This window comes from Streptomyces sp. NBC_01224 (assembly GCF_036002945.1).
Classification (GTDB): Bacteria; Actinomycetota; Actinomycetes; order Streptomycetales; family Streptomycetaceae; genus Streptomyces.
This window is the reverse complement of sequence record NZ_CP108529.1, coordinates 1,974,984-1,990,008: the sequence shown is the minus strand read 5'-3', so window position 1 is coordinate 1,990,008 and position 15,025 is coordinate 1,974,984. Positions and strand designations below refer to the sequence as shown.

Annotated in this window: 12 protein-coding genes; 6 read left to right on the top strand and 6 right to left on the bottom strand. The window is 72.1% G+C overall.

What is annotated here, in order from left to right; genetic code table 11:
- Positions 1-75: 75 nt before the first annotated feature.
- Positions 76-1,008, top strand: coding sequence for a LysR family transcriptional regulator (locus tag OG609_RS08320; protein ID WP_327272218.1), 933 nt, complete (start codon positions 76-78; stop codon positions 1,006-1,008).
- A 77-nt stretch (positions 1,009-1,085) separates the two neighbouring features.
- Here the strand turns inward: OG609_RS08320 and OG609_RS08315 are convergent, their stop codons facing one another.
- Both OG609_RS08315 and OG609_RS08310 read right to left on the bottom strand, forming a co-directional pair.
- Complete coding sequence (locus OG609_RS08315) at positions 1,086-3,764, bottom strand: ABC transporter permease (RefSeq protein ID WP_327272217.1); 2,679 nt, start codon at positions 3,762-3,764, stop codon at positions 1,086-1,088.
- 14 nt (positions 3,765-3,778) lie between these two features.
- Entirely contained in the window at positions 3,779-4,504 is a 726-nt protein-coding gene (locus OG609_RS08310) for an ABC transporter ATP-binding protein (protein WP_327272216.1), read from the bottom strand.
- A 164-nt stretch (positions 4,505-4,668) separates the two neighbouring features.
- Between OG609_RS08310 and OG609_RS08305 the strand changes: the two genes are divergently transcribed.
- Together OG609_RS08305 and OG609_RS08300 are read left to right on the top strand one after the other, a co-directional pair.
- On the top strand, positions 4,669-5,898 hold the full coding sequence (locus tag OG609_RS08305) for a sensor histidine kinase (protein WP_327272215.1): 1,230 nt from the start codon (positions 4,669-4,671) through the stop codon (positions 5,896-5,898).
- Positions 5,886-6,545 carry a response regulator transcription factor gene (locus OG609_RS08300; protein ID WP_327272214.1) on the top strand — a complete coding sequence of 220 codons (660 nt, stop codon included), beginning with the start codon at positions 5,886-5,888 and terminating at the stop codon, positions 6,543-6,545. The genes OG609_RS08305 and OG609_RS08300 overlap by 13 nt, the downstream gene beginning before the upstream one ends.
- Before the next feature lie 360 nt (positions 6,546-6,905).
- Here the strand turns inward: OG609_RS08300 and OG609_RS08295 are convergent, their stop codons facing one another.
- Positions 6,906-7,298, bottom strand: a complete 393-nt coding sequence (locus OG609_RS08295; protein ID WP_327272213.1) for a VOC family protein — start codon at positions 7,296-7,298, stop codon at positions 6,906-6,908.
- 132 nt (positions 7,299-7,430) lie between these two features.
- Between OG609_RS08295 and OG609_RS08290 the strand changes: the two genes are divergently transcribed.
- A complete protein-coding gene (locus OG609_RS08290; RefSeq protein WP_327272212.1) occupies positions 7,431-8,066 on the top strand; it encodes a nucleoside/nucleotide kinase family protein in 636 nt (211 codons plus the stop codon).
- A 171-nt stretch (positions 8,067-8,237) separates the two neighbouring features.
- Entirely contained in the window at positions 8,238-9,365 is a 1,128-nt protein-coding gene (locus OG609_RS08285) for an aminopeptidase P family protein (protein WP_327272211.1), read from the top strand.
- A 9-nt stretch (positions 9,366-9,374) separates the two neighbouring features.
- On the opposite strand, the gene OG609_RS08280 is transcribed toward OG609_RS08285, so the two are convergent.
- Positions 9,375-10,382 (bottom strand): aldo/keto reductase, encoded by a 1,008-nt coding sequence (locus tag OG609_RS08280; protein WP_327272210.1) that lies wholly within the window; start codon positions 10,380-10,382, stop codon positions 9,375-9,377.
- Between the two features lie 63 nt (positions 10,383-10,445).
- Positions 10,446-12,227 (bottom strand): malto-oligosyltrehalose trehalohydrolase, encoded by a 1,782-nt coding sequence (gene treZ, locus OG609_RS08275; protein WP_327272209.1) that lies wholly within the window; start codon positions 12,225-12,227, stop codon positions 10,446-10,448.
- Between the two features lie 183 nt (positions 12,228-12,410).
- On the opposite strand from treZ, the gene OG609_RS08270 reads away from it, so the two are divergent.
- Positions 12,411-13,778, top strand: a complete 1,368-nt coding sequence (locus OG609_RS08270) for a GH1 family beta-glucosidase (protein WP_327272208.1) — start codon at positions 12,411-12,413, stop codon at positions 13,776-13,778.
- Here the strand turns inward: OG609_RS08270 and OG609_RS08265 are convergent.
- Positions 13,767-14,993 carry an MFS transporter gene (locus tag OG609_RS08265; RefSeq protein ID WP_327272207.1) on the bottom strand — a complete coding sequence of 409 codons (1,227 nt, stop codon included), beginning with the start codon at positions 14,991-14,993 and terminating at the stop codon, positions 13,767-13,769. The two genes, OG609_RS08270 and OG609_RS08265, sit on opposite strands and share 12 nt — an antisense overlap.
- Between the last annotated feature and the right edge of the window lie 32 nt (positions 14,994-15,025).

The window sequence follows — 15,025 nt, the reverse complement described above, 5'->3', positions numbered from 1 at the left end:
TCTTTGCCTTCGTGCTTGTCCGGGAGCCTCACCCGGGCGGCCGGGTTCCCTGCGTGACCTGGGACAATGGGTCACATGATCGATGCACGGCGGCTGCGTATTCTCCGTGCGGTGGCGGACCACCGCACGGTGACGGCCGCAGCCGCAGCGCTGTACCTCACGCCCTCCGCGGTCTCCCAGCAGCTTGCCGCGCTGGAACAGGAGACCGGGCACCGGCTGGTCGAACGCAACGCGCGCGGCGCCCGGCTCACCCCCGCCGGGGAGATCCTGCTGACCCACACCAATGCGGTGCTGGCCCAGCTGGAACGGGCCGAGGCGGAGCTCGCCGCGTACAGCGCCGGTGACGCCGGTACGGTCACGGTCGCCGCGTTCGCCACCGGCATCGGCCTGGTCCTCGCCCCAGCGATCGCCGAACTGACGCTCACCGCGCCCGGCATCCGGGTCCGCGTCCAGGACGCCGAGGGCGATGCGAGCGTGCCGATGGTGCTGGACCGGCAGGTGGATGTCGCGGTCGCCGTCGAATACCGGGGCGCGCCGGGAGAGGACGACCGTCGGCTTACCCGGGTACCGCTGTACTCGGAGCCGTTCGACGCGGTGCTGCCGGTGGATCATCGGCTGGCCGGTCAGGAACAGGTGGCGATCGCCGACCTGGAGAAGGACCAGTGGATCGGCCCGTACCCCGGCAATCCGTGCCATGACGTGGTGGTCCTGGCCTGCGAGTTCGCCGGGTTCCAGCCGAGGCTGGAGCACTCCTCGGACGACTTCCGCGCGGTGGTCGCGCTGGCCGGCGCGGGTGCCGGGGTGGCGCTGGTGCCGCGGTCGGCGTTGCGGGGGATGGAGCTGACGGGGGTGGTGGTGCGGCCGGTGGAGGGCAGCGCCCCGACCCGCCGGGTCTTCGCCGCGGTGCGGCACGGGGCGGAGGGCCATCCGCTGATCGCTCCGGTGCTCGACGCGTTGGCCGCGGCGGCGGTACGGGAAGGGGCACTGCCGCTGCCCACCGCACCATGACGCGCGCCCGGGGGCGGGGCGTCCGCCTCCCGTGACGCGCGTCGGCGGCGGGCGTCGACCTCTTCCGCCGGATGGGCTCAGACTCGGCGCCCCAGGACGAACCGGCCGCCGGACGACCCCGGCCACATCGCCCCCGCACCTGCCGCCACCGTCACGGCCAGCACCAGCACCCCGTACTGCACCGGCGGCAGATACGGTGCCGAACCGGCCGTCGACACCGCGAACGCCACCAGCGGGACGGCCGCCACCAGCGTGCCGATCACCAGGCCCGTCACCGCCACCAGTCCCGTTTCCAGGACCAGCGTCCGCCTCACCTGGCGACGGCCCGCGCCGACCATCCGCAGCAGGCGGAACTCCGGGCGACGGCCCACCGTGATGAGGGACAGCGTGCTGATCACCGCGAGCAGCGCGAAGCCTCCGATCACCCCGACACCGATGATGATCAGGGCGTTGTCCTCGTCCGACGTCGACGGGGCGATCCGTACGTCGTCCGCCGTCGCGGTACGGACCCGCACGCCGGCGTACGGGGCAAGGGCGCGCCGTACCGCAGAGGCCGAAGCCGCCCCTCCGTGCTCCGACCGGATCAGGATCTGCCGGTCGTGCGGCGCCGAGACATGCCCGGTCAGGGCCTCGCGCGGCAGCATGAACTCGCCCAGTCCCAGGGCCCGTTCGTAGAGCGCCACCACACGGAGCCGCACCTCCGTACCGTCACCGAGGCGGAGCTTCACCGTGTCGCCGGTGCCGATGTCGAGGTCGGCGGCCCGGTCCTTGCCGACCGCGACCGTGCCCCTGCCGGTGAGGTCCGCCAGATCACCGGCCGTGACGTGCGGATCGAGCGTGCCGGACAGCTGGTCCGCCGTCACTCCCAGCACCGGGAACCGGTCGAGCTTCGGATCACCCATCTCACGATGCGCGAGGACGACGCCGGAGCGCAGCACACCGGTCGCCGCAGCGACCCCGGGAGCCTTGCGCACCGCCTGCGCGGCGGCGGACGGCAGCCCGGCGGCCGGGCCCGTCGCCACCAGGTCCGCCCGGAGCGCGGCGGCGGCCTGCCGGTCGGCGGCCCGCTCCAGCGTCGAGTTGGCCGCCAGCTGTACGCAGACGAACGCCACGACCAGCACGATCGGGGTGATCGCCGCACCGAGCCGCCGATGGTGCGCGGCGGCGGACTTCGCGGCCAGGAACCCGGAGACCCCGCCCGCACGCCGTGCCGGTGCACCGAGCACCCGCATCGCCACCCGAGCGATCCACGGACCGAGCAGCGCCACCGCGATGATCAGCGAGGTCGCCGCGCCGGAGGCGGCCATCGCGGCGGCCTGCCCGCCCTGCGCCGTCGCCGCGCCCGCTGAACCGACGCCCGCGACCGCCAGCACCGCACCGCAGACCGTACGCAGCCGGCCCGGCTCGCTCGGCTCGGGCGCTCGGGCCGCTCCCAGCGCGGCGGCGGGCCGCAGCCGGGTGATGGACCTGGCCGCGAGCATCGACACCGGACGGGCCGCCAGTGAGACGAGCGCCGCGGCCGTGGCGCCCGCGGCGAACGGCAGCCACACCGGGACGGGCAGCGGCAGCGGGTCCGTGGTCAGGAGCGACCGCATCAGCAGCCCCAGCGGTACGGCTGCGATCCCGCCCAGCACCGCGGCGGCGCCGGCCACCCGGCTCACCTCACGGCCGACGGCCGACCTGAGCTGCCGTGGCGTCGCCCCGACCGCGCGCAGTAGCGCCAGTTCGCCGGAGCGCTGGTGGACCGCCTGGGAGAGGGTGGTGGCGATCACCAGGAGCGCCACCATGAGGACCGTTCCCGCGATGGAGGCGAGCAGCGGAAGGAGATCGCCCCGTGCGCCGAGCGCGTCGACGTACTCGGCCTGCCCGCGCTCCGAGCCGGTGAGGACCCGGATCTCGCGGTCGCCGTGCGCGCGGTCGGGCAGCGCGTCGTCCAGTGACGCCCGCAGCGCGTCGGCCGAGACGCCCTTCTCGGCAATGATGCCGATGGCGTCGACCGTGCCGGGGTGTCCGGCCAGGGCGGTCAGCCGCTGCCCGGTGAAGAAGACGGCTGGGGCGGCGCCCCGATGCCGGGTGTCGGCGACACCGCTGACGGTGTACGGGCGGGGGGCCCCGTCGACCTGCAATGTCACATGGCTGCCGGGCTTGCTCCCGACGGCGGCCGCCAGCGCGCTGTCGACGACCACTTCGGTGGGCGTGCGCGGCGCGTGTCCGTCCGTCAGCCGGTACGGGGTGAGCGCGGCGGATTCCCAGGAACGGCCGACGCCCGAAGCGGGACCGCCCCCGGTCCCGCCGCCCACGGCCACCGGGACCGAATCGTCCGCGACGGCCTTCGCGACCCCGTCGGCGGCAGCCGCCTTCGCCACCGCGGAGCGGTCGAGACGGACCCGCTCCGGCAGATACGTCTTCGCCGTCTGCGGCTTGCTGCCCCACGGCTTCGCCGTATACGTCACCTGCTGGTCGGCCGCCACCACCGCGTCGGCCCCGGCATACCGGTCCACCGGAGGCTGCGCCAGCAGCAGCGAACCGACGACGAAGGCGAACGCGCCGATCAGCGTGGCCGCGGCGGTCGTCGCCGCGAACACCGCGGCCCAGGCCCTGCGATGGGCCTTCAGCGAACGCCGGGCGAGGAACGCCGACGCCCGCCGCACACCGGACCGTACGTCGGCGCGCGGCCCTGGCGCGTCCGTGCCGGTACCAGCGTCCCTGCCCGTATCAGCGCCCGTGCCCGTATCAGCGTCCGCACGCGTGCTCATGTCCGCGTTCGTGCTCATCGCAGCCGGCCGCCGTCCATCGTCAGCACGGTGTCGGCCCAGCTCGCCGCCACCGGATCATGGGTGACCATGACGACCGTACGGCCGTCGATCCGTACCGCGTCCCGCAACAGACCGAGCACCAGCGACGCCGACTCCGGGTCCAGGGACGCCGTCGGTTCGTCCGCGAAGATCACATCGGGTTCGGTCACCAGCGCCCGCGCGACCGCGACCCGCTGCTGCTGGCCGCCGGAGAGCGTCGCGGGGCCCTGCCCGCCGCGGCCCGTCAGGCCGACCCGGGCCAGCAGATCCCGGCCGCGAGCCAACACTCGTTCGTCCGCCGGATCGGCGCCCGCCAGCACCAGCGGCAGCACGACGTTCTCCTCGATGTTCAGCGACGGCACCAGATTCAGGGCGTGCGACTGGAAGACGAAGCCGATCCGGTCACGGCGCAACCGGGTCAGTGCGGCCTCGGACAGCGAGCCGAGATCGGTGCCCCCGACCCGTACCGTCCCCGCCGTCGGACGGTCCAGGCCCGCCGCACACTGCAGGAACGTGCTCTTCCCCGATCCCGAGGGGCCCACCACCGCGGTGAAGCTCCCGGCCGGGACCGCACAGCTCACCGCGTCGAGCGCGATCGCCTCCTGGCTGCCGCCGCCACGCCGTCCGTAGCGTCGGCTCACCGACTCCAGACTCAGCGCGGTCGCCCGCACCGCTGTGATCGTGTCCACCGTCGACTCCACCGTTCCTTCTCCGCCTCGTTCTTTCCGAGCGTCATAAACGCTATGAAGAAGCGGGTCTCCGGGCGAGGGTGCGCGCTCCCGGACAGGGGGTTCAGCCAGCTCCACCACGGTCAGGGGGAGGCCCCCACTCCGGTGGCGGGTGAACCCCCGTAACGTGCTGTGCCATGAGCACCACTCCCGCCCCACTGACGGTCGCCATCCGGCGTTCGTGGGATGCGTCGCGCTATCTGTTCATCGGCATTCCGATCGCGCTGCTCGCATATGTGGGCACGTTCCTGGTGGTGGCGGCCCTGATGTTCGCTGTTGTGATCATCGGGCTGCCCGCCCTGCCCGAGGCCGCCAAAGTGCTGCGCCGGTTCGCGGAGTTCGAGCGCCGTCGGGCAGCCGCGCGGCTCGGCGTGCCGTTCACGCCGACGCCGTATCCACCGCTGGACGGCGGTGAACTCTCCGAGCGGGTCCGACGCGTGCTCACCGACCCGACGGTCTGGCGCGACGCGCTCTGGCTGCCGATCCAGGCGCTCATGGGCAACCTCCTCGGCTACCTCACGATGGTGCTGTGGCCGGTCGGGCTCCTCGTCGACGGGGCCGCGCTGCCCGTCGTGCACCTGCTGGACCGGCGGGCCGCCGACGAGTACGGGACACCGCTGCCCGCGCGCCGGGGATGGATGCTGCGCTGGCATTGCGTACTCGCGGATCTGTCGGCGAGCTGGACCCGGTCGCTGCTCACCTCCTCGCCGTCCACCGCGCTCGCCGAGCGGATCGCCCAGCTGACCGAGAGCCGGGCCGGGGCGGTCGAGGCGCACGGCGCCGAACTGCGACGCATCGAACGGGATCTGCACGACGGCGCCCAGGCCAGGATCGTCGCCCTGTCCATGCGCATCGGCCTCGCCAAGCAGCTCCTCGACCGCGACCCGGCCGCCGCGCGCATCCGCCTCGACGAGGCACAGGACGGCGCGGAGGCGGCACTCGCGGAACTGAGGCATGTGGTGCGCGGCATCCATCCGCCCGTACTGACGGACCGTGGTCTGGCCGGTGCGGTACGGGCGTTGGCCGCCGACGTCAGCGTGCCCGTCACCGCGGAGATCGACGGTGTCGAGGACGGGCGACGGCTGCCGGCCGCGATCGAAGCCGCCGCCTACTTCGTCATCGCCGAGGCCCTCACCAACATCAGCAAACACAGCGGTGCGACAGCCGCGACCGTACGGATCGACCGGACCCCCGGCACCCTGCGGGTGGCCATCGGCGACGATGGTCACGGCGGCGCGGACGAACGCGCCGGCAGCGGGCTGGTCGGAATCAGGCGACGGATCGCCGCCCTCGACGGCACCACCCGCATCAACAGCCCCACCGGGGGGCCGACGCACATCGAAGTGGAGCTGCCGTGCGGATCGTGATCGCCGAGGACAACGCGCTGCTGAGGGAGGGGCTGATCCTGCTGCTCACCAGCTCGGGCCACGAGGTGGTGGCCGACGCGGCGACCGGACCCGAGGTGCTGCCCGCCCTGCTGGAACACCGCCCGGACGCCGCCGTGCTCGACGTACGGCTCCCGCCCACCTTCCGCGACGAGGGGCTGCGTGCCGCACTCGCCGCCCGCGCGGAGATGCCCGAACTGCCGATCCTGGTCCTCTCGCAGTACGTCGAGGAGACGTACGCCGCCGAGCTGCTCGCCCAGGGCGCCCAGGGCATCGGGTACCTGCTGAAGGACCGGGTGGGCCGCGTCGACCAGTTCCTGCAGGCGCTCGACCGGGTGGCGGGCGGCGGCACGGCGCTCGACCCCGAGGTCGTGACCCAGCTGCTGACCCGCAAGTCGTCGGCCCAGCCCCTGCAGAGCCTCACTCCGCGCGAGCGCGAAGTCCTGGAACTGATGGCACAGGGCAAGGCGAACGGCACCATCGCCACCGAACTGGTGGTGACGGAACGGGCCGTGAGCAAGCACATCGGCTCGATCTTCGCCAAGCTCGGCCTGGAACCGGACGACGGCACGGTGCACCGGCGGGTGCTTGCGGTGCTGGCCTATCTGGAGGGCAAGGGCACGCGCTGACGCGCGCCGTGCCCGGTTGACGGGGGCACTGTGCGGCCGGGGCCGGTTGCGCACGGTCTCGCCCCGGCCGTTCGTTCGGCCGTGCCGGTCGTGCGGCGTGCGACCGGCAGGGCAGTTCATCCAGCCGTGCTGGTCCTTCATGCGGGCCACGGCCCACCTCGCCGATCCCTGCCTTCACCTGCTACGTCGCGCGCTTCATCAGGACCTTCGCCGCGGTCAGCGATTCACGGGCGAGATCGGTCCGCGCCGCCGCCGGTTCGGCGAGGCCCGGACAGGTACGCAGCCGGTGAAGGGCACGATCGCCACGTGCCCAACGCGACGGCGACCACCGACGACTCCTGCGGACGCAGGTGCCGCAGGTCAGGGCCGCGTGGGCTGAAGCAGATCCCAGCGATTGCCGTACAGGTCCTCGAAGACCGCCACCGATCCGTATGCCTCGTGCCGCGGCTCCTCCAGGAACCGCACCCCGGCGGCCAGCATCCGGGCGTGGTCGCCCGCGAAGTCCTCGGTGTGCAGGAAGAAGCCCACCCGGCCGCCCGTCTGTGCGCCGATGCTCGCCCGCTGCGCCTCGTCCTTGGCGCGGGCCAGGAGCAGCCCGGTCCCCTCCGTGCCGCGCGGACGCACGACCACCCAGCGCGAGCCGTCGCCCCGGTCGGTGTCCTCCACCAGCTCGAAGCCGAGGGCATCGGTGTAGAAGGAGACTGCTTCGGCGTATTCACGGACGACCAGGGTGACCAGGGCGATGTGCGGCATGGGATTCCTCGGACGGGGGCGGCAATGGTGTGGTGAGCCAGTTCGTTATACGTAACACTACCTGCCCCTGCGGAACCGCACAGTCCGCACCACCATCACATCCGTCGGGCACGCGGCGGGACAATGCCCCGCATGGACATCAGCGACCTCAGCGAGCTGACGGCGCGCGCCCTGCGCCTCGCCGTCCCCGGCCACCGCCGCATCCTCGGCATCGCGGGACCGCCCGGAGCCGGGAAGTCCACCCTGGCCGCACAGCTCGTCGACGCTCTCGACGGTCTCGCCGTCCTCGTCCCCATGGACGGCTTCCACCTCGCCCGGGCCGAGCTGGAACGGCTCGGCCGCGCCGGCCGCAAGGGCGCCCCCGACACCTTCGACGCCGCCGGTTACGCGGCCCTGCTCCGGCGTCTGCGCCTCCCGGAACCGGAGACCACCGTGTACGCCCCCGCCTTCGACCGCGCCTTGGAGGAGCCGATCGCCGGGGCCGTCCCCGTCCCCCCGGACATCCCGCTCGTCGTCACCGAGGGCAATTACCTCCTGCACGACGAAGGGGCCTGGGCGTCCGTGCACCGGCTGCTCGACGAGGTCTGGTTCCTGGAACTCGAACCGGCTCTGCGGGTACGCCGGCTCGTCGACCGGCATGTGCGGTTCGGCAAGCCCCGGCCGTACGCAGAACAATGGGTGGCCGGGTCCGACGAACCCAACGCACGCCTGGTCGAACGGGGCCGCGCCCGCGCCGGCCTCGTCGTACGGCTGCACCCGGAAACCTGACCGTTCCCAGCCAGTGCGCATGAGTGAGTCCTGGACCCACCGATGTGCACTGGGCGCATCCCGAACGGCGTTGGATGCGCTGTACCGACAGCAGTTCACAACCCCCGCTCGCGTGGACGGGCACGTACGGGCAGGATGCTGTATGCCGTGTCGCGTCGCCAGGAGGTCCGCATGTCCAGCCCGAACCAGCCCGTACCGTTCACCGCCGACGACTACCGGGCCCGGATGACGCGTGCCGCCGAGAGCGCCGCCGAGGCCGGGCTCGCGGGGGTGCTGGTCGCCCCCGGACCCGATCTCGTCCACCTCACCGGCTACCAGCCCGTGAACACCGAACGCCTCACCGTCCTCGTCCTCACACCGGGCCAGGACCCGGTCCTGGTCGTCCCGACCCTGGAGGCTCCGGACGCCGAGAAGGCCGTCGGGGCGCCCGCCCTCACCCTCCGGGACTGGACCGACGGCAAGGACCCGTACGCCGTCACAGCCCCGCTGCTCGACGGCCGGGGCCGGTTCGCGGTCAGCGACAACGCCTGGGCGATGCATCTGCTCGGGCTGCAGCGGACGCTTCCGGACACCTCGTACGTCTCCCTCACCGAGGCCCTGCCGATGCTGCGCGCGGTGAAGGACGCCGCTGAGCTGGAGCGGCTCGCGGCTGCCGGGGCCGCCGCCGACGCCACGTACGGCGAGATCCTCAAGGTGCGCTTCGCCGGCCGCAAGGAGACCGACATCGCCGCCGATCTGGCCGATCTGCTCAAGCGGTTCGGGCACTCCCAGGTCGACTTCACCGTCGTCGGATCCGGCCCGAACGGCGCCAATCCGCACCACGAGGCGGGCGACCGCACCATCGAGCAGGGCGACATGGTCGTGCTCGACTTCGGCGGCCTCAAGCACGGCTACGGCTCCGACACCTCCCGTACGGTCCATGTCGGCGAGCCCACCGCCGAGGAGCAGCGGGTCCACGACATCGTGCGGGAGGCCCAGGAGGCGGGCTGCAACGCGGTCCGGCCCGGCGTCGCCTGCCAGGAGATCGACCGGGCGGCCCGCGCCGTCATCACCGAGTTCGGCTACGGCGAGCGCTTCATCCACCGCACCGGCCACGGGATCGGCGTCACCACCCACGAACCGCCGTACATGATCGAGGGCGAGGAGCAGCCGTTGGTGCCGGGGATGTGCTTCTCCGTGGAGCCGGGCATCTATCTGCCGGGCCGGTTCGGTGTCCGGATCGAGGACATCGTGACCGTGACCGAGGACGGTGGCCGACGCCTCAACGGCACCGCGCGCGAACTGGCGATCGTCGAGTAGCACCCGGCCCTAACGGTCCCGGTCGCTCAGCCGCTCCAGGATGTCGTACGGATACGGCAGCGGGCGGGCGCTCGCCGCGTCCAGCCTCGCCGTCTGCTCGGCCGTCAGCTCCCAGCCCACGGCGCCGAGATTGTCGGTGAGCTGCTCGATCGTGCGCGCCCCGATGATGGGGGCGGTGACGCCCGGCCGCCCGAGGAGCCAGCGGAGTGCGACCTGGGCGGGGGTGCGGCCGGCTTCCTCGGCCACGGCCAGGACGGCGTCCACGACCTGCCAGGTCTCCTCGTTGTCCCGGCGCCGCCAGTCGTCGCCCCCGTTTGCCCGGTTGCGGGCCGCGCGGGAGTCTGCGGGCGCGTCCGTCATGCCGCGCCGGTACTTGCCGGACAGCCAGCCGCCGTCCAGCGGCGACCACGGGATGATCCCGACGCCCTCCCGGACGCTGAGCGGTGCCAGCTCCCACTCGACCTCGCGGTGCAGGAGGTTGTAGAGCGGCTGGAGGCAGACGTATGGCGTCCGGCCGCGGTGCCGGGCGAGATCGAGGGACAGCTGGAGCTGTGAGGCGCAGAGGTTGCTCGCACCGAGGTAGCGCACCTTGCCCGACTCGACCAGGGTGTCGAGCGTGGCCAAGGTCTCCTCGATCGGTGTGTTCATGTCCCAGAGATGGGTCTGGTAGAGGTCGATGTAGTCCGTGCCCAGACGGCGCAGGCTCGCCTCTACGGCCGAGAGGATGTGCTTGCGGCTCAGCCCGGCGTCGTTGGGGGAGTCGCTCATCTGTCCCCACACCTTGGTCGCGATGACGAGGCTGTCGCGGTTGTGACCTTTGAGCCAGCGGCCGAGCACCTCCTCCGAGCCACCGCGGTCGTACATGTCCGCCGTGTCGATGAAGGTGCCGCCCGCCTCGGTGAAGGTGTCGAGGATGCGGTGGGCGGCCGCTTCGTCGCCCGCCCTGGTGAACGTCATGGTGCCCAGGCACAGTTCGCTGACGCGCAGTCCTGTCCTGCCGAGAAAACGCTGTTTCATGGCCATGACCGTACGAGTTGGAGCGCACCCGAAGGCAAGGGCTTCACCGCGCGCCCCCGGAGATCAGTCGTCGGCCAGCACCACGCACGACTGGGGCGGCAGATGCAGCAGCCCGTCGCCGCCCGGGGCCTCCACCGGCTCCCACGCGGCCACGACTCTGCCTCCGGCTCCCCGGCGCCGGCCGCCGCCCAGCGGGATCATGGCCGGCTTCTCGTCGAGGTTGACGGCGATCCGCAGATCTCCCCTCCGGTATGCCAGCCAGCGCGCCTGTTCGTCGTGGGCGGTCCGCACCGACGCCAGGTCCGGGTCGGAGAGGTCGGGCAGGGTGTGGCGCAGTGCGATCAGCTCGCGGTACCAGGCGTGCAGACGGGCGTGCGGCTCCTGAGCCGGTTCGCTCCAGTCCAGGCAGGAGCGGTTCCGGGTGGCCGGGTCCTGCGGGTCCGGAATGTCGTCCGCCGCCCAGCCGTGCGCCGCGAACTCCCGCCGTCTGCCGCCCCGGACCGCCTCGGCGAGCGCCGGATCGGTGTGGTCGGTGAAGAACTGCCAGGGGGTGCGCGCGCCCCACTCCTCGCCCATGAACAGCATCGGGGTGAAGGGCCCTGTCAGTACGAGGGCCGCGGCGCAGGCCAGCAGACCGGGCGAGAGCGTGGCGGAGAGCCGGTCGCCCAGTGCCCGGTTGCCGATCTGGTCGTGGGTCTGGGCGTAGCCGACGAAGCGGTGGGCCGGGGTGCGGGCGATGTCGACGGGGCGGCCGTGGGTGCGGCCGCGGAAGCTGGAGTACGTGCCGTTGTGGAAGAACGCACTCGTCACGGTCTTGGCCACGGCGGCCAGCGGGGCGGCGGCGAAGTCCGCGTAGTAGCCCTGGGACTCACCGGTGAGCGCGGTGTGCAGGGCGTGGTGGAAGTCGTCGTTCCACTGGGCGTGCAGGCCGATCCCGCCCGATTCGCGAGGTGTCGTCGTCCGCGGGTCGCAGAGGTCGGACTCGGCGATCAGCGAGAGCGGACGGCCGACTTCCGCAGCGAGCGCGTCGGTCGCCGTGGACAGCTCCTCCAGGAAGGTCAGCGCCCGCGTGTCGGCCAGGGCATGGACCGCGTCCAGCCGCAGTCCGTCGAGTCGGTAGTCGCGCAGCCAGGCGAGCGCGCTGCCCAGCAGATACGCCCGCACCTCGTCCGAGCCGGGCGCGTCGAGGTTGACCGCCGCGCCCCACGGTGTGTGGTGGGTCTCGGTGAAGTACGGGCCGAAGGCCGGGAGGTGATTGCCGGACGGGCCGAGGTGGTTGTGGACGACGTCCAGGACGACCGCGAGCCCGAGACCGTGCGCCGTGTCGACGAAACGCTTAAGCCCCTCCGGGCCGCCGTACGGCTCGTGCACGGCCCAGAGCGACACCCCCTCATACCCCCACCCGTGGGTACCGGGGAAAGGGCAGACCGGCATCAGCGACACATGGGTGATGCCCAGTTCGGCGAGATGACCGAGCCGGGCCGCCGCGGCGGCGAGGGTGCCCTCGTCGGTGTACGTACCGATGTGCAGCTCGTACAGGACGGCGCCCGGGAGCCCCCGGCCCGACCAGTCATTGCGCCAGGTGTACGCCGAGTGGTCGACGACGGCGCTCTCGCCGTCCGGCCCGTCCGGCTGACGGCGCGAGCGCGGATCGGGCAGCACGGGCCCATCGGCCCCGCCGTTCGCGCCCCCGTTCAGCACAAAGCCGTAGCGGTCCCCGTCCGACGCCTCCGCCTCGGCTGTCCACCAGCCGGCCCGTACGGGATCACGCCCCATGGCCCGCAGCGCACCCGCCAGCCGCAGTTCGGCCGAGTCCGCATCCGGTGCCCATACCTCGAACAGCATGCAACGCTCCTCGTCTCCTCGCCCCCGTGCCCCATGGTCGGCATCAGCCGCGACGACTGACTCGCGACACTGGATCGAGCCCGTTACTGGCGATTAAGGTCTGGTTCTGATCATTGCCCCGCCAGGTTCTGCTCAATACGCGCTACTCAATACGCACTCCCTCTTACGGCTGTGGAGGCCGAGATGAATGTGCCGTCGTTCCCGCCCGGTTTCCTGTGGGGAGCCTCCGCCTCCGCGTTCCAGACCGAAGGGGCGTCCGACACCGACGGCAAGGGCCCCTCCGGCTGGGACGCCTTCGCCGCACAGCCCGGACGGATCAAGGACGGCACCGACACCACCCGCGGGACCGGCTTCCACCAGCACTACCGCGAGGACGTCGCCCTCCTGGCCGGCCTCGGCGCCGACGCCTTCCGGTTCTCCGTCAGCTGGCCGCGCGTGGTGCCCGGCGGCAGCGGACCCATCAACCCGCAGGGGCTCGACTTCTACGACCGCCTCGTCGACGAACTCTGCGCCCACGGCATCACCCCGGCCCCCACCCTCTACCACTGGGACACCCCGCTCCCGCTGGACGAGGAGGGCGGCTGGCTCAACCGGGACACGGCCTACCGCTTCGCCGAGTACGCGGGCATCGTCGCCGAGCGCCTCGCCGACCGCGTACCGATGTGGATCACCATCAACGAACCGGCCGAAGTGACGATGCTCGGCTACGCCCTCGGCGAGCACGCACCGGGCCACACCCTCCTCTTCGACGCCCTGCCCGCCGCCCACCACCAGCTCCTCGCCCACGGCCTGGCCGTCCGCGCGCTGCGCGGCGCGGGCGCCGACAACATCGGCATCGCCGTCTCGCACACCCCCGTCTGGACCGCCGGGGACCGTGACGAGGACCGCCTGGGCGCGCAGCTGTACGACACGATCACCAACTGGATGTTCGCCGACCCGATCCTCACCGGCCGCTACCCCGACGAGAACTTCGCCGCGCTGATGCCGGGCCCGGTCGAGGACGACCTGTCGACCATCTCCACCCCGATCGACTGGTACGGGGTCAACTACTACAGCCCCACGCTTGTCGGCGCCCCGAACACGGAAGCCCTGGAATCCTTCTCCGGCTTTGAGATGCCCGCCGAACTCCCCTTCGGCATCCGCGAGATAGAGGGCTACGAGAAGACCGACTTCGGCTGGCCCATCGTCCCCGACGGCCTGCGCGAGACCCTCGTCCAGCTCCACAGCCGCTTCGGCGACCGGCTCCCGCCGCTCTACATCACCGAGAACGGCTGCGCCGTCGACGAGCCGGCCCGGGACACCCGCCGGATCGCCTACCTCGAAGGACACCTGAAGGCCCTGCGGACGGCCATCGACGCGGGCGTCGACGTCCGCGGCTACTTCACCTGGTCGCTCACCGACAACGTCGAATGGACCGAGGGCGCCAGCAAGCGGTTCGGCCTGGTCCACATCGACTACGAGACGCTGCGCCGGACGCCCAAGGACTCGTACGCCTGGTACCGCGATCTGATCCGTGCGCAGAAGACCGGCACCGGCGGCTCAACTCACTGACCTGATCCGCCACACCAGCACCCCGCCCACCACCGTCACCACGGTCGACGCCAGATACAGCCCGGCATAGCCACCCGCGTACGCCACGATCGGCGCGGCCAGTGCCGGGCCGAGGACCTGCGGTGCGGAGTTGGCGATATTGATGACCCCCAGGTCCTTCGCCCGGTCGACGGCCGTCGGAAGGACCTGGGTGATCAGCGCCTGGTCGACCGCCACATAGATGCCGTAGCCGAGCCCGAGCACCGCCGCGGCCACCATCGCAGCCGGCCAGGTGTGCCAGAACGTCAGCAGCAGCGACCCCGCCGCCATCACCATCGAACAGGCGCTGACCATCATCTTCCGCTTTCCCAGACGGTCCGAGACGATCCCGCCCGCCACCGCCGTCACGACCACACCACCGGTGTAGAGCAGCGTCAGATACAGCACGCCCATGTCCGGATCCGGGTAATGCACCGCGTCCTTGAGGAAATACAGCAGATAGAGCGTGCCGATCGCATTCCCCAGCTGGACCAGGAAACGGGTCAGCCACGCCCACCCGAAGTCGGGATGCAGCCGCGGACTCACCCAGAAGTCCCTCAGCCGGACCACCGGCCCCCGCACCCCGGGCACGACCGGGTCGCGGGTCATCAGCACGAACGGCAGTGCACACAGCACCACGAGCCCCGCAAGCACCAGGTAGCCCGAACCGGTCCCGGTCACCGCCACCGACACCAGCAGTACCCCGAAGACCAGCCCCAGTGTCTGCGGTATGCCGATGAACCCCGAAACCGCCGCCCGCTGCCGCACCGGCACCTGGTCGGGAACCACCGCGCTGGTGCCCGCCAGCATCGTGTTCAGCCCCAGTTGCGCCAGACACCAGCCGAGCGCCACTCCGACCACCGTGGTCTGCGCCGCCGTCACCGCCAGACCCGCCGCGCCCACCAGCGCACCGCCCAGGATCCACGGATGCCTGCGGCCGAACCGTCCGCCCGTACGGTCCGACAGCGCGCCGGCGACGGGGTTGGCGATCACCGCGACCAGCGCCCCGGCCCCGGTCGCCCAGCCGAGCGCGACCTCCTTGCCGGACGAGGTCAGATCGTCGATCTGCTCCGCGAGCAGCACCTGGATCGGGGTGAGAAAAGCCATGTACAGGCCGAGATTGGCCAGCACCAGACCACCGATCCAGCCACCGCCGACGCGGCGCTGCGGTTCCGTACGGGGATCGTCCAGGATCATCGGCCGCTCGCCATCAGCTCGTCAGGGTCCGG